17 protein-coding genes and 3 pseudogenes are annotated in these 21,067 nt (G+C 59.3%); 15 read left to right on the plus strand and 5 right to left on the minus strand.

Annotated features, from left to right (window positions below; genetic code table 11):
• The first annotated feature begins 156 nt into the window (after positions 1 to 156).
• Positions 157 to 1,179: a beta family protein gene (locus tag ACCQ03_RS00160; protein WP_209227953.1), complete on the plus strand. Its 1,023-nt coding sequence runs from the start codon at positions 157 to 159 to the stop codon at positions 1,177 to 1,179.
• Here ACCQ03_RS00160 and ACCQ03_RS00165 read toward each other — a convergent pair.
• A complete protein-coding gene (locus ACCQ03_RS00165; protein WP_057678544.1) occupies positions 1,168 to 1,728 on the minus strand; it encodes a sce7726 family protein in 561 nt (186 codons plus the stop codon). The genes ACCQ03_RS00160 and ACCQ03_RS00165 overlap by 12 nt on opposite strands.
• 75 nt (positions 1,729 to 1,803) lie before the next feature.
• Between ACCQ03_RS00165 and ACCQ03_RS00170 the strand changes: the two genes are divergently transcribed.
• The 4 genes from ACCQ03_RS00170 to ACCQ03_RS00185 all read left to right on the plus strand — a co-directional run bounded on the left by ACCQ03_RS00170 (position 1,804) and on the right by ACCQ03_RS00185 (position 5,003).
• Positions 1,804 to 2,133, plus strand: a complete 330-nt coding sequence (locus tag ACCQ03_RS00170) for a hypothetical protein (protein ID WP_057678545.1) — start codon at positions 1,804 to 1,806, stop codon at positions 2,131 to 2,133.
• Positions 2,134 to 2,163: 30 nt separating this feature from the next.
• Positions 2,164 to 3,195, plus strand: coding sequence for an ImmA/IrrE family metallo-endopeptidase (locus ACCQ03_RS00175; RefSeq protein ID WP_209227954.1), 1,032 nt, complete (start codon positions 2,164 to 2,166; stop codon positions 3,193 to 3,195).
• Positions 3,195 to 3,851 (plus strand): hypothetical protein, encoded by a 657-nt coding sequence (locus ACCQ03_RS00180; RefSeq protein ID WP_057678547.1) that lies wholly within the window; start codon positions 3,195 to 3,197, stop codon positions 3,849 to 3,851. The genes ACCQ03_RS00175 and ACCQ03_RS00180 overlap by 1 nt, the downstream gene beginning before the upstream one ends.
• 180 nt (positions 3,852 to 4,031) lie before the next feature.
• Positions 4,032 to 5,003, plus strand: a complete 972-nt coding sequence (locus tag ACCQ03_RS00185) for an IS5 family transposase (RefSeq protein ID WP_372359820.1) — start codon at positions 4,032 to 4,034, stop codon at positions 5,001 to 5,003.
• Between the two features lie 377 nt (positions 5,004 to 5,380).
• Here ACCQ03_RS00185 and ACCQ03_RS00190 read toward each other — a convergent pair whose 3' ends face one another.
• Entirely contained in the window at positions 5,381 to 6,337 is a 957-nt protein-coding gene (locus tag ACCQ03_RS00190; RefSeq protein WP_150145338.1) for a LysR family transcriptional regulator, read from the minus strand.
• A 118-nt stretch (positions 6,338 to 6,455) separates the two neighbouring features.
• Here ACCQ03_RS00190 and aceB point away from each other — a divergent pair, with 118 nt between their 5' ends.
• The 4 genes and pseudogenes from aceB to ACCQ03_RS00210 all read left to right on the plus strand — a co-directional run.
• Positions 6,456 to 8,072, plus strand: coding sequence for a malate synthase A (gene aceB, locus ACCQ03_RS00195; protein WP_150145341.1), 1,617 nt, complete (start codon positions 6,456 to 6,458; stop codon positions 8,070 to 8,072).
• A gap of 158 nt (positions 8,073 to 8,230) precedes the next feature.
• Complete coding sequence (gene aceA / locus ACCQ03_RS00200) at positions 8,231 to 9,526, plus strand: isocitrate lyase (protein ID WP_057679095.1); 1,296 nt, start codon at positions 8,231 to 8,233, stop codon at positions 9,524 to 9,526.
• A gap of 295 nt (positions 9,527 to 9,821) precedes the next feature.
• Positions 9,822 to 10,879 (plus strand): annotated as a pseudogene (locus ACCQ03_RS00205) (GGDEF domain-containing protein).
• 3 nt (positions 10,880 to 10,882) lie between these two features.
• Positions 10,883 to 13,045: pseudogene (locus tag ACCQ03_RS00210) on the plus strand (putative peptide modification system cyclase); the annotation flags it as partial.
• 125 nt (positions 13,046 to 13,170) lie between these two features.
• On the opposite strand, the gene ACCQ03_RS00215 reads toward ACCQ03_RS00210, so the two are convergent.
• Complete coding sequence (locus ACCQ03_RS00215; RefSeq protein WP_372359820.1) at positions 13,171 to 14,142, minus strand: IS5 family transposase; 972 nt, start codon at positions 14,140 to 14,142, stop codon at positions 13,171 to 13,173.
• Positions 14,143 to 14,233: 91 nt separating this feature from the next.
• Here ACCQ03_RS00215 and ACCQ03_RS00220 point away from each other — a divergent pair, with 91 nt between their 5' ends.
• From ACCQ03_RS00220 to ACCQ03_RS00240, 5 genes are all read left to right on the plus strand, one after another.
• Positions 14,234 to 14,716 (plus strand): hypothetical protein, encoded by a 483-nt coding sequence (locus tag ACCQ03_RS00220; protein WP_150147487.1) that lies wholly within the window; start codon positions 14,234 to 14,236, stop codon positions 14,714 to 14,716.
• 183 nt (positions 14,717 to 14,899) lie between these two features.
• Entirely contained in the window at positions 14,900 to 15,253 is a 354-nt protein-coding gene (locus tag ACCQ03_RS00225; RefSeq protein ID WP_150147484.1) for a hypothetical protein, read from the plus strand.
• Between the two features lie 724 nt (positions 15,254 to 15,977).
• Entirely contained in the window at positions 15,978 to 16,178 is a 201-nt protein-coding gene (locus tag ACCQ03_RS00230) for a hypothetical protein (protein ID WP_057679210.1), read from the plus strand.
• Between the two features lie 666 nt (positions 16,179 to 16,844).
• Complete coding sequence (locus ACCQ03_RS00235) at positions 16,845 to 17,165, plus strand: hypothetical protein (RefSeq protein ID WP_057679209.1); 321 nt, start codon at positions 16,845 to 16,847, stop codon at positions 17,163 to 17,165.
• Positions 17,166 to 18,007: 842 nt separating this feature from the next.
• Positions 18,008 to 18,358, plus strand: a complete 351-nt coding sequence (locus ACCQ03_RS00240) for a hypothetical protein (RefSeq protein ID WP_209227962.1) — start codon at positions 18,008 to 18,010, stop codon at positions 18,356 to 18,358.
• 221 nt (positions 18,359 to 18,579) lie between these two features.
• On the opposite strand, the gene ACCQ03_RS00245 is transcribed toward ACCQ03_RS00240, so the two are convergent.
• Both ACCQ03_RS00245 and ACCQ03_RS00250 read right to left on the minus strand, forming a co-directional pair.
• On the minus strand, positions 18,580 to 19,437 hold the full coding sequence (locus ACCQ03_RS00245) for an SDR family oxidoreductase (RefSeq protein ID WP_209227963.1): 858 nt from the start codon (positions 19,435 to 19,437) through the stop codon (positions 18,580 to 18,582).
• 7 nt (positions 19,438 to 19,444) lie between these two features.
• Positions 19,445 to 19,768, minus strand: a pseudogene (locus ACCQ03_RS00250) (MarR family winged helix-turn-helix transcriptional regulator); the annotation flags it as partial.
• Between the two features lie 72 nt (positions 19,769 to 19,840).
• Here ACCQ03_RS00250 and ACCQ03_RS00255 point away from each other — a divergent pair.
• A protein-coding gene (locus ACCQ03_RS00255) for an IS3 family transposase (protein ID WP_170922305.1) occupies positions 19,841 to 20,955 on the plus strand; the annotation gives its coding sequence in 2 pieces (ribosomal slippage) (positions 19,841 to 20,093 and positions 20,093 to 20,955; 1,116 coding nt in all).
• Positions 20,956 to 21,067: the final 112 nt, after the last annotated feature.

Consider the following 21,067-nt stretch of genomic DNA (forward strand, 5'->3'; position numbering starts at 1 on the left):
TCCTATTGATACTACTAGATACGAAACTTGGCGGATTTGACTCGGCGTAGAATCCGATCCAGTATCAGATCCGCTTCATGGAGGAGGTCTTCTTCATGAGCCAATTGCCAGGCGACTCTGCTTGCCTGCGGACCATAAAACGCCAAGGAGGGGGCCATGGCGACATTTCCGATGTACCCGCAGTACGTACCAATTATTAAATGGCAGAAATATGAGCAACGTGCACTATTGGAGCTCACTGCAGCGGTAATTCCAAGAGCACTGCCATGTGTGGAGGTTCGCGACTCAAAGCAGCATGAGTCCATGCTCGATTGCTATGCCAAGGTCTGGAGGTACCCTGCACTGGTCGACTATGCCAGTCCGGAAGGCGTGTTAACAAAGACCCGACTAAAGGAATTGAATCAATTCCTGAAGCAGGTTCATGGCTCAGGCAAGCTTGCAATGCCAGTACTGAATCCAGTGACGGCCGCACATGACCTGACTGTAATTGCGCCGAACCTGGGCGATCGCAAGGTCGCGCTCCGCCTGCGGGCAGATCTGCCGGGGCTGGGTTTGGGCGTCGCCTTGGTGCGCAATGCACTCGCCGTGCCTGGCTTAGCGGCAAAGGTGGACCGCCTCATTGTTGATCTTGGCCGAACCCCGGCGACCAGCGTGGCGGACCGCACGACCCTGGCAGCGACTTTGAATGCTCTCAAGGGGCTGGGTCTCGCACACCTTCACCTGGCGTCGGGCTCCTTCCCCGGCTCACTCGCCAACATCGTCGGCGCCGGCGAGGTCGACCGCAAAGACTGGGAGCTTTGGCAACAGGTGCAAGCGCTTGCTCCCTTGGCCCTAGTCGGCTTTTCGGACTACGGCCCGCTCAACCCGGACTGGACGGAAGAAGTCCTTCAGCGCCGCGGCAGCCGTGTCACCATCCGCTATGCTCTGGACGACAAGTGGCGCATTGTTCGAGGAACCAAGGCAACCCGGCAGGAGTCAATTTCCATCTCTGAAATCCTCGTCAACATGTACCCGCATGAATTCCAAGGGGCAGCCTTCTCTTTCGGCGACAGGCTTATCGCGGACCGAGTTGACCCGGCGATCCCGGAGAAAGAAGAAGAGCAGTGGCCATCTACACATTACCGAGTACTGGACACACCACATCAGCTACGTGCTGAAGAAACAGTATTAGTGCAGTGATGAGACGCTGCCCGCGCGGGCGAGCAGCGCTGCGCGAATGTGCTCTCTGATCTCATCCAACTCAAATGTTTGGACGATATGCTGCTGTATCAAATACAAGCTTTTGCTACGCCAGCCCTTGATCAGCCCTTCTCTACGCAGGACCTCTAGTGCCTCCTCCCTGTTCAGGATGGAGGCCAACGATGTAGCTTTGTGCCGAACATTCAGGCCTGCCTCGCGCAGACGCCTGAAAGTACCGGTCTGCGAATCAACTACCATCGCACCCCACCAAGGCGGAAGGAGCTCCATCGCCCTCGCAACATGGCAAGGCGCCATGACCAAGGTGACTCGGTCGAAGACCCAGCCATAGCGAGAACCCTGGTTGATCAAGCGAGCAAGACTGTCCGCCTCACTTTTGATCTCAAAGCAGTGCATCTGCTCGACCAGTACTAGATCGGCCCGCACTTCTCCGCCGTGCAGACGCAACTCCTCAATCAGTGACACCTGATTGATTTCGGCCTCCTTGGCCAGATGGCCTGCCAAGGCCTGCTTGATCTGAAGCTCTCTCATCGTTGGTTAGGCGAGAATGTACAGCGGGAGCATAGCATGGCTATACTTATATGCAATTAGCATGGCACTATCTGCATGAAACGGCTAAAGCAACCGCACGTCCTGGCTGGGGCGCTGAAAGAAAAACTTGCTCTGGGCGGGCTTACCAGTAGTTCTGCTATTGCTAGGGCATCCAACCTGGGTCAGCCACAGGTGTACCGAAACCTTTTTGGCAAGCCCAAGAAGGTCAGCAGGACAATGCGGCAGCTATGCGAATATGCAGAAGTTGATGCATACGAGGGAACGGCAGACCCTAGCGATTCCAGGGTGCTGATGGAAGCCTTAGCGACCGTCTGGGACGGCACTGACGCTCATGCAAAGCGTTTGGCGAAGCTGCTCTTTGCCCACCAGCAAGCCCATATGTAACAATCTGCCGCGGCCCAACGGAGGCCAAGGATGAATAAGAACACGCCAACAGTGACAGTGAAGAGTGCGTACGACGCGCTCTGTGCGGCCGGGTTTCCCAAGAGCTTTGTCGCACGCCTGTTGCCAGAGTGGTGGGACAACGCACTTTTCAAGACAAGCACTGGAGCGATCCAGTTCGCCTCGATTCTCAAGCAGCGGCTTGGCCTGGACGTACGCTTTGCCGAAAGCGGCGAGCTGGAGGTTGTTGCCAAGAGTAAGCCAGTTCGCTACAAGAAGCGCGTAGCAACTCAGGAATCTGAGTTGCACGTATGCGCCAGCTTGGCCATGGCGTTGGGCAGGCTGGCTCGGTTCTGCATGGATGAGCCGAGTGACTATCTCCCCAAAGATCCCACCAAGCTAGCAAAGCAAATCCAGATCAAGAGCGGTGCCAACGCCATCACCTTTTCGGTTTTACTTGAGTTCTGCTGGGCGCAGGGCGTCCCTGTTTTGTTCCTGAAGGATCTTCCCCGCGGAAGCAAGCGCGTTACTGGAATGGCGCTCCAGATTGATGGCAATCCGGTGATCGTCCTGGGCTACCAATCCGATCAGAACGCTCGCCAACTGTTTGTTCTTGCACATGAACTTGCCCACCTTTGCCTCGGGCACGTGGCTAGCACTGGCGTCTTGGTCGACGAGGGGATGGATCCCATTACAGACGCCATTGAAAGAGACGCCTACCGCACAGAAGACGCTGAGGAGCGCCAGGCCGACCAGTTCGCCCTTTGCCTGTTGCGCAATGGACACTCGCGACTATCTATTGAAAATTCTGGCCCCGTATCTGCCGCTCAGTTAGCCAACTTGGCCGTCAAGAGAGGCAAAGAGCTGGGTGTGGATCCGGGACACATCATTCTCAGCTATGGGCGCGAGCACGACGACTGGATGCTTGCTACCACAGCACTTGGCTACTTCCCCGACCAGTCCGATGCAACCAAGCAGATCAAGCGGCAGTTCATGGCGCACTGTCAGGTTGACCGGTTGTCTGACGACAACCGGACGTACCTGCTCAGCATGCAAGGATTCTGATGAGCGCAACCCACTATCTGATTGACAGCGATGCTGCCAAGGCTCTGTGCCAGTACGGATTGATGGAGGACCTGGCGACGGCACTAGGTCTGACTCTGGCGGACTTCTGCATCTTGGCCCAGTTGCGTTATCAGCTCCACTTGGCCAAACCGACCAAAGCACTGCACAAGCTCGGTAGCCAGATGGCTATGGAACAGGCAGTCCGCCTCGCTGCTGAAGCTAGTGAGGTAGTCGTGCTGCTTGAGTCGGCAAACTATGCGCTCCTGGAGGGCACTCCAGACATTGACGGTGGTGAGCTGGCACTGTTTGCGGCGATCTGCGATGACAACAATGCAGGTCTTGTTACAGGTGACAAGCGTTCCTTGATCGCACTGTGCAAGGTTGAGGGGCAGGTCCAAAGCAACTTCAGCTGGGCGCAAATTATGTGCCTGGAAGAGGCAGTGGCGATTCTGATCAGACACTTTGGGTGGGAGTATGTTTCTGAGCGAGTCAGGCGACAACCTGACGTCAACATCGCCATTTCAAACATCTTCGGAAGATCCGTACCAGCAGGTGAGGCGGCCATCTCCGAGGGACTCCATAGCTACCTCAATGAACTTCGAGTCAATACCTCGGGCAAATACGAATCGCCCTACCTTGCAGGACTATCTCTCTAATACCTATCTCGATCACGATGACGTTCAAGTTTCCAGTGGGCCCGGCTTTAGGGCATTGGCAACATCTGCGGAAAGCAAGCAGATCTGACCGTCAACGGTAATCCCGCCACTTCTAGGGAAACTCTGAACAATCCATCGTGATCTGCCACAATCGATCAACGACCCGAGTAGACGATTTCGATGCAGCTGACCTTCGGCGACGCGGAGTACAACGGCAAGCGCAAGCGGACGCGGCGTGAGGTGTTCTTGGCCGAGATGGACCAGGTCGTGCCGTGGAAGGACCTGCTGGCGCTGATCGAGCCGCACTACCCGAAGTCGGGGCAGCCGGGGCGACAGCCGTATCGGCTGGAGACCATGCTGCGCATCCACTTTTTGCAGCAGTGGTATGCACTGAGCGATCCATCGGCGGAAGAAGCGCTGTACGACACGGTGTCGATGCGCCGTTTCGCCAAGATCGGCGGGCTGGATGAGGTGCCGGACGAGACGACGATTCTCAACTTCCGCCATCTGTTGGAGCAGCACGATTTGGCGCGCAAGCTGTTCAATCGGGTCAACGCGCACCTGTCGCGCAAGGGGCAGAGCTTGCGCGGCGGGACGATCGTGGACGCCACGATCATCGCTGCGCCCAGCTCGACCAAGAACAAGGATGGCGAGCGCGATCCGGAGATGCACCAAACCAAGAAGGGCAACCAGTACTACTTCGGGATGAAGGCGCACATCGGGGTGGACGATGACTCCGGGCTGGTGCACCACGTGGAGTGCACGGCGGCCAACGTGGCCGATATCACACAAGCGCACAAGCTGCTGCACGGCAAGGAGGACACGCTGTGCGCGGACAGCGGCTACACCGGGCTTGAGAAACGCGAGGAGATGAAGCGCAAGCGCAAACTGCGCTACCTGATCGCGGAGAAGCCCTCGAAGCTGAAGCAGATTAAGAACAAGCGCGAACTGAAGTTGGCCAAGCGCTGGGAGCACACAAAAGCCAGCCTGCGTGCAAAGGTGGAACACCCGTTTCGGGTGATCAAGCGCCAGTTTGGCTACGTCAAGGTGCGCTATCGCGGTTTGGCGAAGAACACCGCACAGATGCTGATGCTGTGTGCGCTGTCGAATCTGTGGCTGAAGCGCAAAGAGTTCATTACCGCCGCGGGGTAGGTGCGCCCGTAATCGGGACGATACCCCGAAAAAGCGCCAAAAACGGCGAAAAACCGAGGATCTGAGCGCGGTCACCGCGACCGATATGGCTTACCACATCCTCCGATCGCGTTGTTCAGACCTTCCTTAAGTTTATGCGTGGCGACGCGCTGCGATCACGTGGGCGATCAACGCACGCACGCAATGCGTCCTGACGTGCGGAATAGATGGTCCGATGCAGGTAACAGCATCTTGTCGCGTTCGCTCGCATTGCTGCATGGCACACACATTCTGCGCGCTTGACCGAGCGTCTTCCGGCGGGTGCGCGTGATCGATGGCGCGATGCGTGCCCGCATTGCCGCGATGCCAGACGATAACGCCGGGCCATGGCGAACGACTCAACGCTCCGAAGCGCCGCTCTCGTCATAGCCGCGCGGAGTGAACAGATCCGGCTGGATCAGCTCGATAAACGCACGTGCTTGCGGCGACAGATACTTGCCTTTGCGTACCACCACGCCGTAGCTGCGGGTCGGGAAAAAATCCTTCAGCGAGCGCGTGGCCAGCTTGTCGCGGTCGGCGTCGGTGAGGCAGATCGCGGTGACGATGGAAATGCCCATGCCCATCGCCACGTATTGCTTGATCACCTCCCAGCCGCCCACTTCCAGTGCCACGGTGTAGGGCACGCGCGCCTGCTGAAAGACCAGGTCGACCAGGCGGTAGGTCACCTGCCGGCGCGGCGGCAGGATCAATGGATATGGCGACAGATCCTGCAACGCGACCTCGGCCTTGCCGGCCAATGGATGATCGGGCTGGGTGATCAGCAATTGCTCGAAACGGTAGACCGGCGCGTAGTTGAGGTCGGCCGGCACGTCCAGCATCGAGCCGACCGCCAGATCCACCGCATCCTCGCGCAGCAGGTCGGTGCCATCGGCGCTGATGGCGTTGTGCAGGGTCAGCCGCACGTCCGGATGGCGCGCGCGGAAGTTGGCCACGATGCGCGGCAGCAGGTACAGGATGGTGGAGCTGTTGGCGGCGATATTGAGCTCGCCGGCATCCAGCCCGCGTACCTTTTCGCGAAAGCTCGCTTCCAGCCCATCCAGGCTTTCCACCAGCGGCTGCGCCATGTCGTACAGCAACTGGCCCTCGCGGCTGGGTGCCATGCGTCGCCCGGAGCGTTCGAACAGCGGCACGCCCAGATCGCGCTCCAGTGCCTGCAACTGCAAGGTCACCGCCGGTTGGCTGACATACAGCGCCTCAGCCGCACGTGAGACAGAGCCCAGACGCACTGTCTGGCAGAACGCGCGCAGCGGCTTGAGTCGATCGGATTTGTAGGAAAATCGAGGGGTTGGCGCCATGTGGTCGCGCTGCGCTGGTCTAATATAAGTCAGGCTTATTTACAGCATTGATAAAACTGCTTTGTCAAATAGTTGCATCGGGCGCACGGTGCAGGTCCGGATGCACAAGGACCCCCACATGGCTGCCACCGCGTTTGCTCCCCGTCCCACCGACCACGCCACGCCCGGCATTTCGTTGACCACTCAGATCGCCAGCCAGGCAGAGCTGCTGCCGGCCGCCGCGCTGGCCCTGCTGGTCTCGCTGCACCGGGCGATCGAGCCCGGCCGCCAACAGCGCCTGGCCCAGCGGCGCCAGCGCCAGGCCGCCTTCGATGCCGGTCAGCTGCCAGACTTCCGGACCGATACCCAGGCCATCCGTGCCGGCGATTGGCGCGTGGCCCCCCTGCCGGCGGCGCTGCAGGACCGCCGCGTCGAAATCACTGGCCCGACCGACCCGAAGATGGTCATCAACGCGCTGAACTCCGGCGCCAAGGTGTTCATGGCCGACTTCGAAGACTCCACCGCGCCGACCTGGCGCAACCTGCTGGCCGGCCAGCGCACCCTGGCTGCGGCGGTGCGCGGTGACCTCAGCTTCGATGCGCCCAACGGCAAGCACTACGCCCTGCGCCCGGAGGCCGAACGTGCCGTGCTGATCGTGCGCCCGCGCGGCTGGCACCTGGACGAAAAGCACGTGCTGATCGACGGCCAGCCGCTGGCCGGCGGCCTGTTCGATGCGGCGCTGTTTGCCTTCCACAACGGCCGCGCGTTGCTGGCCAAGGACCGTGGCCCGTACCTGTATCTGCCCAAGCTGCAGAGCATGGAAGAAGCCGCACTGTGGGACACCGCGCTGGCGCATATCGAAGCGATGCTGGGCCTGCCGCATGCGCAGATCAAGGTCACCGTGCTGATCGAAACGCTGCCGGCGGTGTTCGAGATGGACGAAATCCTCTACGCGCTGCGCGAGCGCATCGTGGGCCTGAACTGCGGGCGTTGGGACTATATTTTTTCCTACCTGAAAACCTTTCGTGCGCACCGCGACCGCGTGCTGCCCGAACGTGGCCAGGTCACCATGACCCAGCCATTTCTGAAGGCCTATTCGGAGCTGTTGATCAAGACCTGCCACCGCCGCGGCGCGCATGCAATGGGCGGCATGGCCGCGCAGATTCCGATCAACCACGATGAAGCGGCCAACGAACAGGCCATGGCCCGCGTGCGTGCCGACAAGTTGCGCGAAGTGACCGCCGGCCACGATGGCACCTGGGTGGCACATCCGGCGCTGATTCCGGTGGCGATGAAACTGTTCGACGAACACATGCCCACCGCGCACCAGCAGCATGTGTTGCGCAACGACGTGCAGGTGACGGCCGACATGCTGATCGCGCCCTCGCCGGGCAATGTCACCCGTGCCGGGTTCGAAGGCAATGTCGAAGTGTGCGTGCGCTATCTGGCGGCGTGGTTGGACGGCAATGGCTGCGTACCGATCCACCACCTGATGGAAGACGCCGCCACGGCCGAGATCAGCCGCGCGCAGCTGTGGCAATGGTTGCATCACGGCCAGCACCTGGATGATGGCACCGCCATCGATCACCACCTGCTGCAGGCGACCTTGCGCGCGCTGCCCGCACGGTTGGGAACCGCCACCGCGCTGCCCGGCGCTGCACGGATCGATGAAGCGATCGCCTTGCTGGAGGAGTTGAGCGGCGCCGACGAACTGGCGGACTTCCTCACTGTCCCGGCGTACCGCCTGATCGATTGATCTCACCCTGCGGCGACGCCTCGCCACCGGCGTTCCGCAGTTTCCCCTTCAACGCACAACACCGCCCGTTGCGCACGCATGCGCAACGACGGCCTTGCCATGCCGCACGCCTGCCATTTTTCCTCGTTCCATCCGCCGTACCTCCAGGAGAACGCAAGATGAGCACTACACTGCAAAGCGCCGAACAACTGCAGCAGGACTGGTCCAACAACCCGCGCTGGAGCGGCATCACCCGCAATTACAGCGCTGCCGATGTGGTGCGCCTGCGCGGCACCGTGCATGTCGAGCATTCGCTGGCGCGGTTGGGTGCAGAAAAATTGTGGACCTCATTGCATGCCACGCCGTTCGTCAATGCGCTGGGCGCGCTGACCGGCAACCAGGCCATGCAGCAGGTCAAGGCCGGGTTGAAGGCGATCTACCTCAGCGGCTGGCAGGTTGCCGCCGATGCCAATCTGGCCGGGCAGATGTATCCGGACCAATCGCTCTACCCGGCCGATTCGGTGCCGGCGGTGGTCAAGCGCATCAACAACACCTTGCTGCGCGCCGACCAGCTCCATCATGCCGAAGGCAACGATGCCATCGACTTCCTGCAGCCGATCGTGGCCGACGCCGAGGCCGGTTTCGGTGGCGTGCTCAACGCCTTCGAACTGATGAAGGCGATGATCGAAGCCGGCGCGGCTGGCGTGCACTTCGAAGACCAACTGGCCTCGGTCAAGAAATGCGGCCATATGGGCGGCAAGGTGCTGGTGCCCACGCGTGAGGCGATCGAAAAATTGAATGCCGCGCGCCTGGCCGCCGATGTGCTGGGCGTTCCGACGGTGCTGATTGCCCGCACCGACGCCGAAGCCGCCGACCTGATCACCAGCGATGTGGATGCCAACGACCAACCGTTCACCACCGGGCAGCGCACGGTCGAAGGCTTCTTCAAGACCCGCAATGGCCTGGACCAGGCGATCAGCCGCGGCTTGGCGTATGCCCCGTACGCCGATCTGATCTGGTGCGAAACCGGCAAGCCGGACCTGGAATTTGCGCGTGCGTTTGCGCAGGCCATCCATGCCCGGTTCCCCGGCAAACTGCTGGCCTACAACTGCTCGCCGAGTTTCAATTGGAAGAAGAATCTGGACGATGCCACCATCGCCAAGTTCCAGACCGAACTGGCGAGCTATGGCTACAAGTTCCAGTTCATCACCCTGGCCGGCTTCCACGCCTTGAATTACGGCATGTTCCACCTAGCGCACGGCTACGCGCGCCGGCAGATGAGTGCATTCGTCGAATTGCAGCAGGCCGAGTTCGAGGCGGCGGAGAGGGGATTTAGCGCAGTCAAGCATCAGCGCGAAGTAGGCACCGGCTATTTCGATGCAGTGACGCAGGCGATCCAGCAGGGGCAATCGTCTACCACCGCATTGCGTGGCTCCACCGAAGAAGAGCAATTCCATAGCGACAAGGCGGCCTGATGGCTGGCAGTACCGCAATGCCGGTCGTACATGACGCTTTGCATTGTGGCAGCCCGCGGGCGCCGGGTTGATGCAGCTGCCTCTGCCGCACCGGACGTCGAGGACAGATTCAGCAGGCGCCACCTTGCGCCACCCTGGGAGGGGGAGGGCTCGGAAAACCGAGCCCTTTTTTTCGCCCGATACCCGTCAATTCGTCTCTTTTTTCATGAGAAATAGTGTGATCTGGTACTGAACAAAGGGGTCCTGTAGGATTTGTCGATAGGCTAATGTTGCAGACTGGCCTAAGGGAAAACCGATGACTTGCCACAACACCGCAGGCGCACTCGAGCCAACGGGGAACGTTGCCAAAACGGTCCCCGACGGGCTGCATGCGCTGATGACTGCCGAGGAACTGGGGTTTTTGCCCGTTTCGGCCGTTCGCGCGAGGTGTCCGCGGGCCAGTCGCTGTTCGAGCGCGGTGCGGTGGGCACGCAGATGTACATCGTCGTCAGCGGCCAGATCGACCTGGATTTCGGCGAGGACCTGATGCTCAAGCATCTGGGTCCGGGCGAGTTCTTCGGCGAGCTCGGCCTGCTGATCGGCGATCACGCGCGCAGCGCCGGTGCCAGCGCCTCCACCGACAGCCGTCTGATCGAGCTGGCACACGAGGATTTCCAGCGCCTGGTCGATCAGGACCCCTCGATGGTGGCGCACTTCCTGCGCCGCTCCATCGTGCGGGTGGTCAACAACGAACAGTTGCTGATCCGCCAGCTGCGCCGGCGCAACCACGATCTGGAAGCGGCGCTGGATAACCTCTACGTCACCTCGCACCAGCTCAACCACACCGAAGAACTGAGCCGGACCGACGAGCTCACCGGCCTGCACAACCGGCGCGGGCTGGCGTTGCACCTGCAGGAATGCCGGCGTGCCGGCCATGTACCGGGCGTGGGCTTGATCCTGATCGATTGCGACCGTTTCAAGCGCATCAACGACGAGTTCGGTCATCTGGCAGGCGACCGCGTGCTGCAGAACGTGGCGCATGCCCTGCGTTCGGTGATCGCAGAAGGCGACCTGGCCTGCCGTCTCGGCGGCGATGAATTCTGCGTGCTCGTCGCACAAGGCACCAGCGAGCTGGTGCACCACATCGGCGAATGCATCGTGCGCGCGGTGGAAGCGCGGCTGTGCAACGGCCAGGGCGAGCAAGGCTGCTCGGTCAGCGTAGGCTCGTGCATGATCGATGCGGACGCGGCCTGGAACGACTGGTACACGCTCGCCGACAGCGCCTTGTACGAGGCCAAGCGGCAGGGCGGCAATGTGCTGTGCATGCAGGAGACGCTGGCCCTGGATCAGCCGCCTGCAACCGGTCACCGCTGAGCAATGAGCAGCCGCACCCACGCACGCAAGGATGCGTCGTCGGAAGCGATCCAGGCGCCGCGGCTGCGCACCTTGCTGTTGACCGATCTCTGCGATTCGACCGCGCTGGTCGAACGTATCGGCGACAACGCGGCGGCGGCCTTGTTCCGCGAGCACGACCGCCTGGTGGTCAAGCTGCAGCAGCACTGGCGCGGCCGCCTGATCGATCGTTCCGACGGGCTGCTGCTGCTGTTCGATCGCCCCATCGATGGCCTGGGTTTCGCGCTGGATTACGCGCGCGGGCTCAAGACGATGGGCGATGCGCATGCGCTCGCGCTGCGCGCACGCCAGGGCCTGCATGTCGGCGAAGTGCTGACCTGGCGCAACAGCGACGAAGCGATCAGCATCGGCGCCAAGCCGCTGGAAGTCGAAGGCCTCGCCAAGCCTACCGCCGCTCGCCTGATGTCGATGGCCCGGCCCGGGCAGATTTTGCTCTCGGCGGTAGCCGAGTGGTTGACCCATCGCGCCGCGCGCGAACTCGGCAACCGCGCCGACCGGTTGTTGTGGAAATCGCACGGGCGCTGGCGCTTCAAGGGCATGCCCACCGCGATGGAGATCTACGAGGTCGGCGAAGTCGGCCTGACTCCCCTGCGCATGCCGAAGAATTCGGCAAAGGCCTGGCGCGATGTGCCGCTGTGGCGCAGGCCGGCCGCGTTGGTGGCTGAGGTGGGGGTGGTGCTGGGGATCGGTTTCGCAATCTGGCTCTTTGCACGGCCGCAACCAGCGCTCGCGTTTGCAGAACGCGACTGGGTGGTTGTCGGGACGGTCCGCAACCTAACCAGTGACGTGATGCTGGACGGAGCACTCGATCAGGCACTTCGGATCAGCCTGGAGCAGTCGCGATACGTCAACGTTCTCAGTGAAGACAGAACACTGAAACTGTTAGCACTGATGCGCAAAGATCCCGCCAAAGATCCGCTGGACCGCAAGAACGCGTCGGATGTCGCATTACGCACCGGTGCCAGAGCGGTGTTACTTCCTTCTGTGGGTTACGTTGGGGGGCGCACACGTTTCGTCGTGGAAGTGGTCGACCCGAAAACTCAGCAGACTGTTGCTGTAAGTACCGCATTCGGCTCAAATCCGTCGATTCTTTCTGCTGTTGATACAGTGACGGGCGAACTGAGGACGCAGCTCGGCGAAAACCGTGACAGTATTCGACAAAACAGTCCTGCCTTGCCGGATGTCACCACATCTAGTCTCGATGCGTTGCGCGCTTATGCACTAGGACAACAACGATACTCGGAAGGGAAATACGGTGCTGCTTTGGATTTCTTCCAGAAAGCAGTCGATATCGATCCGCACTTTGCGCTGGCCTGGCTTGGTCAAGTGCGCGCCCATTTTGCCAATGTCGATTACAAGAAGGCGACCGAAACGCTCAGAGTTGCTGAGCAATTCAAGTCCAGGCTCCCCCCGCGCGAGGCGCTTTACGTAAAAAGCTGGGGCGTGCAGATTCTCGATCCAGCGCAGGCGGCCGATTCCTGGATACAGATGGCGGAGTTGTATCCCGACTATGCACCTGCCCAGGCGAACGCAGCGATGGATTTGTTCGTCGCTAATCGGTTCGCTGACGCTCTGCCGTACGCGCGTGCTTCGGCGCAGGGGAAGTACGATCTTTCCAGCGTATCGCTCGATATGTATGGGCGTATCTTGCTGGCTCTTGGTCAATACGACCAAGCCGATCAGGCAGTGAGAAAGGCGGTCGGATCAGGATGGAATGGCGCGCTGCTGCGTCAGGCTGCTGTCGCGGCTGCGAAGCGCGACTACTCGGGCGCACGCGACGCGCTTGCTCGAGTCGACAAGACGAATTTCCATGCCGACATCACGCGAACCACTATCGCTCTTGATGAAGGGGATCTGCACGCGGCGGTCGCGCATGCCCAAGTCGGACTGAGCGCAGGATTGAACAGGAGAGGAACTGATCGGATCAACTATTACGTCCCGCTAGCGACTGCGTTGCTTGCCTCCGGGCAGCGACCAAAGGCCGCGGAGGTCGCCGAAGAGGGCGCAAGGTTGGCATTGCGGGATTTAGGGGCAGATGTCCCAATCGATAGGATCGACAACCTGTCCACCGCATTGGCTGCCGCGCTCATCATGGCCCGCGCCGGCGATACCCAAGGTGCCGCTAAGGAAGGTCTGAACAACGCGATCGGAGGATGTGGTAAGCCATATCGGTCGCGGTGACCGCGCTCAGATCCTCGGTTTTTCGCCGTTTTTGGCGCTTTTTCGGGGTATCGTCCCGATTACGGGCGCACCTACCCCGCGGCGGTAATGAACTCTTTGCGCTTCAGCCACAGATTCGACAGCGCACACAGCATCAGCATCTGTGCGGTGTTCTTCGCCAAACCGCGATAGCGCACCTTGACGTAGCCAAACTGGCGCTTGATCACCCGAAACGGGTGTTCCACCTTTGCACGCAGGCTGGCTTTTGTGTGCTCCCAGCGCTTGGCCAACTTCAGTTCGCGCTTGTTCTTAATCTGCTTCAGCTTCGAGGGCTTCTCCGCGATCAGGTAGCGCAGTTTGCGCTTGCGCTTCATCTCCTCGCGTTTCTCAAGCCCGGTGTAGCCGCTGTCCGCGCACAGCGTGTCCTCCTTGCCGTGCAGCAGCTTGTGCGCTTGTGTGATATCGGCCACGTTGGCCGCCGTGCACTCCACGTGGTGCACCAGCCCGGAGTCATCGTCCACCCCGATGTGCGCCTTCATCCCGAAGTAGTACTGGTTGCCCTTCTTGGTTTGGTGCATCTCCGGATCGCGCTCGCCATCCTTGTTCTTGGTCGAGCTGGGCGCAGCGATGATCGTGGCGTCCACGATCGTCCCGCCGCGCAAGCTCTGCCCCTTGCGCGACAGGTGCGCGTTGACCCGATTGAACAGCTTGCGCGCCAAATCGTGCTGCTCCAACAGATGGCGGAAGTTGAGAATCGTCGTCTCGTCCGGCACCTCATCCAGCCCGCCGATCTTGGCGAAACGGCGCATCGACACCGTGTCGTACAGCGCTTCTTCCGCCGATGGATCGCTCAGTGCATACCACTGCTGCAAAAAGTGGATGCGCAGCATGGTCTCCAGCCGATACGGCTGTCGCCCCGGCTGCCCCGACTTCGGGTAGTGCGGCTCGATCAGCGCCAGCAGGTCCTTCCACGGCACGACCTGGTCCATCTCGGCCAAGAACACCTCACGCCGCGTCCGCTTGCGCTTGCCGTTGTACTCCGCGTCGCCGAAGGTCAGCTGCATCGAAATCGTCTACTCGGGTCGTTGATCGATTGTGGCAGATCACGATGGATTGTTCAGAGTTTCCTTAGATTGCTAAGGGAGTTTTCGGGATATGCACGATCCAATTAGAGATTTCATTGATCGATATAAGCAAGTGCGTGCCGAACATCTGAATTCTCAGTACTTATTCAAGCGCAAAAAAGGCAATTCAAAGCTCTCGGAGCTTGACTTTATTGCGCAGGATGAAGAGTTCTACAGAGCGTATCTATTGGACGCGCAAGGCGTTGCCAAACTGCGCAACGCCACTATTACGCCTGCTCGGTGGACAAGTCTTATCCTTGCTGTAAAGAATCGTTCCGAGATGATCAATGCTAAGATCGACTTCTTAAATTACATGCACACATTTCTCGCAATTTGCGTGCCTCTCTTTATTCTTGCTGGTCAGTTCTTGGATAAAGCAAATTGGGGCGCAGCGGCAATCTGTGTATTTTTTATCGTCTGGCTATTTAAATTGCGATCTGAGCTTCGGGTCGAGCTTTCAACAGCTAAAGAGCTATCAAACGTTTTTGAGCAGCTTTCAAAGGGCGCAGTCTAACAATTCATTCAAGTCGAACTGGCTTCGCCGGTCGGCTTAGTTTAGGCGTTAGAACTCATGGACACATTTGGTTTGCCGCCTAGGGTTATGGGAAGATTCGTACCTTGCTAGCGACTCAAGTAGCTTAGCCGGGGAAATTTGGAATGCTTTGCAAAACGAGGTGCAAAATGGGTGCATGGGGCAATGATTGCTAATAACTTAAGGCTGGTAATCATTCTTATGATCTCCTTGTCTGCTTGTGCTGCTCCTGGCCAAGGTATGAAAGCCAAGAAGACGAAGGAGGTCGGTAATGCTATAGTTCGTTCAATCGAAGCTTATCGTATTGAAAGGGCTGCTTATCCCAAGTCGATTGATGAGCTTGGCAATTATAAGGAAATCATGACGGATGTTGATTCCGCAAATATAAAGTTATTTTTTGTCTCAAATTCGCCTGATAATTACGAGTTGATAATCAAGTATTTTGGCCCAGGCAGTAACTTATGCGTCCATCGATCTACAGACGCCCAAAACGTCTGGAATTGCACGGGTAGCTACTGAACAGAGGTCACCACCCAGGTTTGCCACTAGCTGTGCTAATCATCAAAAATCCAAGCTGGGCCTAAGGTTTCCCCACGTGGCCCCCTGCGAGATTACACTGGTGCGCCACGATTTGAAGAAGTGCGCCCATGAGGGATGCTTTAAGAACGGAGTCAGGTTGGCTTGAAAGTCCAATCTGACTCCGTTTTTGGCTGCCTACATTACATCGGCGCACGGTTCAAATGGCGGAAAGAACTTGCCGTTTGCTCCACACGCTGATCCAATGCGCCTTAACTTTGGTGTTAGAAAAAACTGGAAATTTGATTAAAATTTTCTTGGGTTCCACGTCCTACGGCCTGTTCGACTTGAGAGCTCACACTGTTTCAATTTTATGTGGAAACGGAGAAACGGAGAAACGGGGTCGGGTTTACTTCTTGAGATAAGGGCTCAAGGGTATCTTCCGCGGGACGCATCGGTACGGCGGCACTCTCACGTCCATATCAGCGCTGTGCTCTTCCCAGCAGTCGATATCCCGACAAACCTGCGGCCGGGCCCAACGCGCCGATCGTCACGCCGGGCTCGCTCACCTCTCGCCGCGCAGAGGAGCACACAGATTGAGTCGCCAGCTGTTGTATCGCATCTCACGCTAGACCACCTCGACCGCCTGCTACGCCCGCTCGTTGCTCATGTAAGAATGGGGTCAGGCTTATAAACCTGATCCATTAATCCACTCGGCCTACTCGCCATGAAATTCGTCTACATTTTTTGCATGCTGATTGCCGGTTTCTTGCTCGGCGCCGGTGGATTGATACGCTGGGGCGCGTTTCTTGTCGCGCCCGAGAAGCGGCCGTTTCGTTCGACTTGGGACCGGAGGGGATTTTTCATGGCGGCCGCCGGCATCGCCGGGATGATCGTAAGTACAGCAATCTATGAGGCTTCTCGCTGATCGCGGACCGACAGCCTGTGCACGAGCTCAGTTACAAGCCGCTCGTTTGGCTGCCAGGAAAGAGGTTCGCTAAAACGGTCGATAGTAGGAAGTTGCTCGCCTGCGACAACGCATGTACCAAACCCGAGTGTCGTCGCGGCGATGTGCACATCCCCATCGCGCTCGATGACGCATTACACGGAGCCAGGTAACCGCAGAGGAATTTCAGAGTTCCTCGTAGACATCGTGATGACGGGGAAAATCACGCATGCAATCCATTGCAGCTTCAGCACTCAAATATGAAACAGTCGCCATGACGGTGACAGACCGCCGCGACGGCAGCGCACCCGCAACGCTACGGTGTGCCATTGATGGGAAAGGCCACTGTGGCGGCGGCGCATTCACAGAATGTGCGATGGATGAGCAGGCATTTATCCTCCGCCCCCACTGGACTGGATTAGCGCCTAGCGTCCCTTCGCTTTGCGGCTAGCCGGCCGTGCCAAACCCTCACACCGCGCGCGGTCGGCATGCTACCCTGACCACCGCCATTCTGGCGAAGACGGAAAACCAGGTGACCAGCCGACGCCATAGCAAGCGGTGTCGAGAGCTGTCTCGTTGAGCCACGCCTAGCGCAATTCGCCCAGAGACACTCATGTCATTTCAACCATTACCAGGGAGGTATTCATCATGAAGCTACGTTCCATTGGCGCCACTTTTGCACTGGCTGCGGCTTTTGGCCTTGGCCTGGGCGCCCCAGCTAACGCCCAGGCGGCGGACCCTTGCTCGGTTTTTCTCTGCATGGCCGCCGTGTCCGGCTTCGGCAAACCGAGCGCCGAATGCGCAGCGCCGATCGCAGCCTTCCACGCCATCCAGATATGGGACCCGCACTTCGATTCGGGGGCCACAGCGGCGGCGCGTCGGACATATCTGATGACATGTCCAGGTGTGGTGCCGGTGAATCAAGCCACGCTGGAAGCCATCATCGGGCAGTGGGGCTACACACCTTGACGGGGTTGCCCGCTGACCCAGGATTTCGCTTCTGCCACCCCCCTGTTATGGACATCGCACAACACAACACACGCACCTTTATGCGCCATTGAGCTCCCACGCCTCGATCAGTGGGAGGTGAACGCAGTAGCGTTGTATGTTCGTGCACAGGGCGCACCGGGGGCACAGTCTGCCCTGTTTTGCTCGCTCAGGTGGCTGTGCTCCCAGTGAGCGTGGCAGACGCTGCGATTATCTAAAACGTAAAAGAAAGGGTGCCGGGTTCACCTAAAAAATTAACCTGACCCCGTTATCGCCGTTAGCACTACAGTAATTGGCCGCCGGCAAGGGCTCTATGAGGACTGATGGTGCGCGGTAATGCCGCGAGTGCTGAGCGATCTCCCGCAAAAAAAGCATTAGGCAAAGGCTCTGTCCACCAATTCAGGACTATCCTAGATAACTATGACTGCCAAACGAAACGCGGCTCGCATCCTGATCTGGTCCATCGCACTCACCGGGGTGCTTGCGGATTGCATGCTGTTTGCTAGTGGAAGGCCACCACGAGTACCGCCTGTTACCTGTGCACAGCTACCCGCAAACCTAAAGAAAATGGGCGATGCTCTTGCTCCTCAAGCGGCAGCTGCGGCGATGGCTACGCATGGCTTGGAGTCAGCTGCGCTGAAGCGCGCAATGCAGCCCGGGGACACGGTGCACGAGTTTGCGACCGATGTGACTGGTGGGTATCTGGTTCTGCGGGGAAACTGCTATGTCGGTGAAGCTGTAAATTGGATACGTTAAGACATTGATGCTATTCAAGTTCTCGATGCTTCGATGTGCAATTTAGGTTCAATGTGAGGCCGCACAACATGCATCGCTTCGATATCCTCGCAAACTCTGTGCTGATCGGGCATACCGCCTTTGAATCAGGCGATCCTCCTATGGGCGTTGCGTTCGGTAGATTTTTCCCAATAGCCGCCTATGAGACCGTGCAGCCGGCCATCATCCAACGAGAGGGAAGAGAAGTGGAGGGCATGGACTTTGCTGTACGAATCGCCAGCGACGGGCGAGTGATCGAGTGCCTAGCAGTTGGCATCACCGACTGTTCTGCGGATTTCGGAGCAGAAGGCTTAGAGGTCGCTGTGCTCGGAATTGGATATCCGCTGTACGCTGAGCTATTTCCTCAGCACGTTGCCGCGTACGAACAGCAGTTCAAGTAGCCGGACTGTGATGGATCGTACGGCAGTAAGATAGGCATCTCATCATCTCTCATCACGCTCCATCTTGCCGCTACGCGGACGCTCGCTGGAATAACTTGGCTTGACCATCGGCAGCAAAAATCACATCTGCCTACGTAACGGTGAGCTGGTAGTCAGCGGGGGCGACGGGGTCAGGTTCACTTCATAAGCCACCCAACTCGTTCCCAGCGGTCTCCTAACGACTAACCCACAAACGCCTGCCGATGATCGCGAACAAAATCATCGAAAGTGCGCGGCCGCTTACCGGTCAGCCGCTCGATCTCGAAGGTGGGATCGATGTCGTGATGGCCTGCCACCACGTGTGCGAATTGCACGGTCAGGCCCTTGGCCATCCAGGGTGAGTTGCCGGTCGCACGCATCAGCACGCGGAAGACCGGTGTGGGCAGGTCTAGATAGCGCACCTTGCGCCCGATGCCTTTCGAAAGGCGCGAGGTTGCATCGCTCATATCGAGCGTCTCCGGTCCGGTGAGGAAATAGGTTGCGCCTGCGTGGCCTTGCTCGGTCAACACCGTCGCGGCCACGCGCGCGATGTCGCGTAGGTCGATCCACGACACGCTGCCGCGGCCGGCGGCCATTGGGAACACGCCCTTGGCGATCGGATCCTTGAACCACAGGAAGTTCTGCATGTATGCGGTGGGCTTGAGGATGGTCCACGCGATGCCTGACGCACGCAGGTGGTGGTCGATCAGCGCATGCGATTTCGCCCACGGCACCGGTGAGCGCACGTTGCAGTCGGATGCCGACACTTTCACGATCCGGCCGATGCCGGCACGCTTAGCCGCATCGATGGCGGCGGTTTCCTGGGCCACCTGATCGGGTGTGGGCGGGGTGATGAGAAACAACGTGTCGCAACCCTGCATCGCGTTTTGCAGTGTGTCCGGCGTGTCGAAGTCGCCCAACACGGCGTCCATGCCCTTGCGCTGCAGATTCTCCACTTGCTCCTGCTTGCGGCACATCGCGCGAAACGGCGTGGCGGCTTCCTGTAAGAGCCTGCACAGTTCGCCGCCGATACCACCCGTGGCACCTGAGACCAGAATCATGATTGCATTACTCCTGCAGTTTGACGATGGAACTGGAAGTGCTGGGCGCATCACCCAGATACTCCGAGATGACAGCGCTCATCTGCTCAAGCGTGCGGACGGCATCGCGGATGCGATCGATGCCGACCTTTTCCGCAATTGCTTGATCGACGGGGGCCACGGCGTTTTCAGCGCCGTTGACGGCCTTCATGCCTGCGCGTGTCAGGACAACGAGCTTGGCGCGCAGATGGTGCGGATTCGGCTGGAACTCGACCAGTCCATGTTCGGCAAGCACATCGACGATGCGCTGCACTGCCTGCCGGGTGAGTCCCATGTTGCGTGCGATGGAAGCGTAAGCTCCCCAGCCTGACAGACACCGCATAAGTGGATATTTCTGGCATCGTTACCTCAGCCAGGAGGTTCTATGCGCACCTCAAAGTTCACCGAGACGCAGATCGTCGCGACGCTCAAGCAGGCCGACGCCGGCGTGCCGGTCAAGGACGTCTGTCGCCAGGTTGGTATCAGCACAGCGACGTACTACCAGTGGAAGAGTAAGTACGGAGGCCTGGAGGCTTCGGAGCTGCGGCGGGTCAAGGAGCTTGAGTCGGAGAACGCCAAGCTCAAGCGGATGTACGCCGAGTTGGCGCTCGACAATGCGGCCATGAAGGATCTCATCGCAAAAAAACTCTAGGGCCGGCGCGCAAGCGCGAGGCCGTGCGGTACCTGATCGAGGTACACGCGCGGCCGCTGCGTCGGTCCTGTGCATGCGTCGGGCTTGCACGTGCGGCGTGGTATGCGCCACCGCTCGACTGGACAGTACGCGATGCCGAGTTGATCGCGGCGATCGCACGTGTCGTCGAAGACCGCCCCAGTCGCGGCTTTTGGAAATGCAGCGACGTACTGCGCAGGACGCGACCTGACTGGAACCCGAAGCGAATCTATCGCGTGTACAAGGCCATGCGGCTCAACCTGCGCCGCGCTGCGAAGCGGCGGCTTCCCAAGCGCGAGCGTGTCGCGCTGTATGTCCCAAGGTTGCCTGATACCGTCTGGTCGGTCGACTTCATGAGCGACGCTCTGGCGTGCGGCCGACGCTTCCGCACCTTCAACGTGGTCGACGACTTCAACCGCGAGGTGCTCCACATCGAGGTGGATACGTCGATCAACTCGCATCGTCTGGTGCGCGTGTTCGAGCAGATCAAGCACGATCATGGCCTGCCGCAGGTCGTGCGTTCCGACAACGGACCAGAGTTTCTGGGCGACGCATTTACCAGCTGGCTGAAGGTCAATGGCGTGGCGATCCAGTACATCCAGCCCGGCAAGCCGAACCAGAACGCCTTCATCGAACGTTTCAACCGCACCTTCCGGGAAGAAGTGCTCGACCAGCACCTCTTCACCCGCCTCGACGATATCCGCGAAGCTACCCATTGGTGGATGATCGATTACAACGAACAGCGGCCCCATGACGCGCTCGGCGGCCTAACGCCGACCGAGTACCGCAACCAACACGCCAGAAGGTCTACTTTTGGACTGTCTGCTTGACGGGGGAGCTTACGTCAGGCTGGGGAGCTTACGAAGTGAGCTGCGTGTGATGTGGTTGCCTTGAGGCAGGCCATATAGCGATCAGTGAAAAACCAGCTCAAGATGCCACTGG

It is taken from the genome of Xanthomonas sp. NCPPB 3569 (assembly GCF_041475645.2).
Taxonomy (GTDB): domain Bacteria; phylum Pseudomonadota; class Gammaproteobacteria; order Xanthomonadales; family Xanthomonadaceae; genus Xanthomonas; species Xanthomonas phaseoli.

What these genes read in the sequence shown, in the direction of transcription:
- ACCQ03_RS00160 (WP_209227953.1), top strand. Translation starts at nt 157, where the DNA reads ATGGCGACATTTCCGATGTACCCGCAGTACGTACCAATTATTAAATGG.
- ACCQ03_RS00165 (WP_057678544.1), bottom strand. Translation starts at nt 1,728, where the DNA reads ATGAGAGAGCTTCAGATCAAGCAGGCCTTGGCAGGCCATCTGGCCAAG.
- ACCQ03_RS00170 (WP_057678545.1), top strand. Translation starts at nt 1,804, where the DNA reads ATGAAACGGCTAAAGCAACCGCACGTCCTGGCTGGGGCGCTGAAAGAA.
- ACCQ03_RS00175 (WP_209227954.1), top strand. Translation starts at nt 2,164, where the DNA reads ATGAATAAGAACACGCCAACAGTGACAGTGAAGAGTGCGTACGACGCG.
- ACCQ03_RS00180 (WP_057678547.1), top strand. Translation starts at nt 3,195, where the DNA reads ATGAGCGCAACCCACTATCTGATTGACAGCGATGCTGCCAAGGCTCTG.
- ACCQ03_RS00185 (WP_372359820.1), top strand. Translation starts at nt 4,032, where the DNA reads ATGCAGCTGACCTTCGGCGACGCGGAGTACAACGGCAAGCGCAAGCGG.
- ACCQ03_RS00190 (WP_150145338.1), bottom strand. Translation starts at nt 6,337, where the DNA reads ATGGCGCCAACCCCTCGATTTTCCTACAAATCCGATCGACTCAAGCCG.
- aceB (WP_150145341.1), top strand. Translation starts at nt 6,456, where the DNA reads ATGGCTGCCACCGCGTTTGCTCCCCGTCCCACCGACCACGCCACGCCC.
- aceA (WP_057679095.1), top strand. Translation starts at nt 8,231, where the DNA reads ATGAGCACTACACTGCAAAGCGCCGAACAACTGCAGCAGGACTGGTCC.
- ACCQ03_RS00215 (WP_372359820.1), bottom strand. Translation starts at nt 14,142, where the DNA reads ATGCAGCTGACCTTCGGCGACGCGGAGTACAACGGCAAGCGCAAGCGG.
- ACCQ03_RS00220 (WP_150147487.1), top strand. Translation starts at nt 14,234, where the DNA reads ATGCACGATCCAATTAGAGATTTCATTGATCGATATAAGCAAGTGCGT.
- ACCQ03_RS00225 (WP_150147484.1), top strand. Translation starts at nt 14,900, where the DNA reads ATGATTGCTAATAACTTAAGGCTGGTAATCATTCTTATGATCTCCTTG.
- ACCQ03_RS00230 (WP_057679210.1), top strand. Translation starts at nt 15,978, where the DNA reads ATGAAATTCGTCTACATTTTTTGCATGCTGATTGCCGGTTTCTTGCTC.
- ACCQ03_RS00235 (WP_057679209.1), top strand. Translation starts at nt 16,845, where the DNA reads ATGAAGCTACGTTCCATTGGCGCCACTTTTGCACTGGCTGCGGCTTTT.
- ACCQ03_RS00240 (WP_209227962.1), top strand. Translation starts at nt 18,008, where the DNA reads ATGCATCGCTTCGATATCCTCGCAAACTCTGTGCTGATCGGGCATACC.
- ACCQ03_RS00245 (WP_209227963.1), bottom strand. Translation starts at nt 19,437, where the DNA reads ATGATTCTGGTCTCAGGTGCCACGGGTGGTATCGGCGGCGAACTGTGC.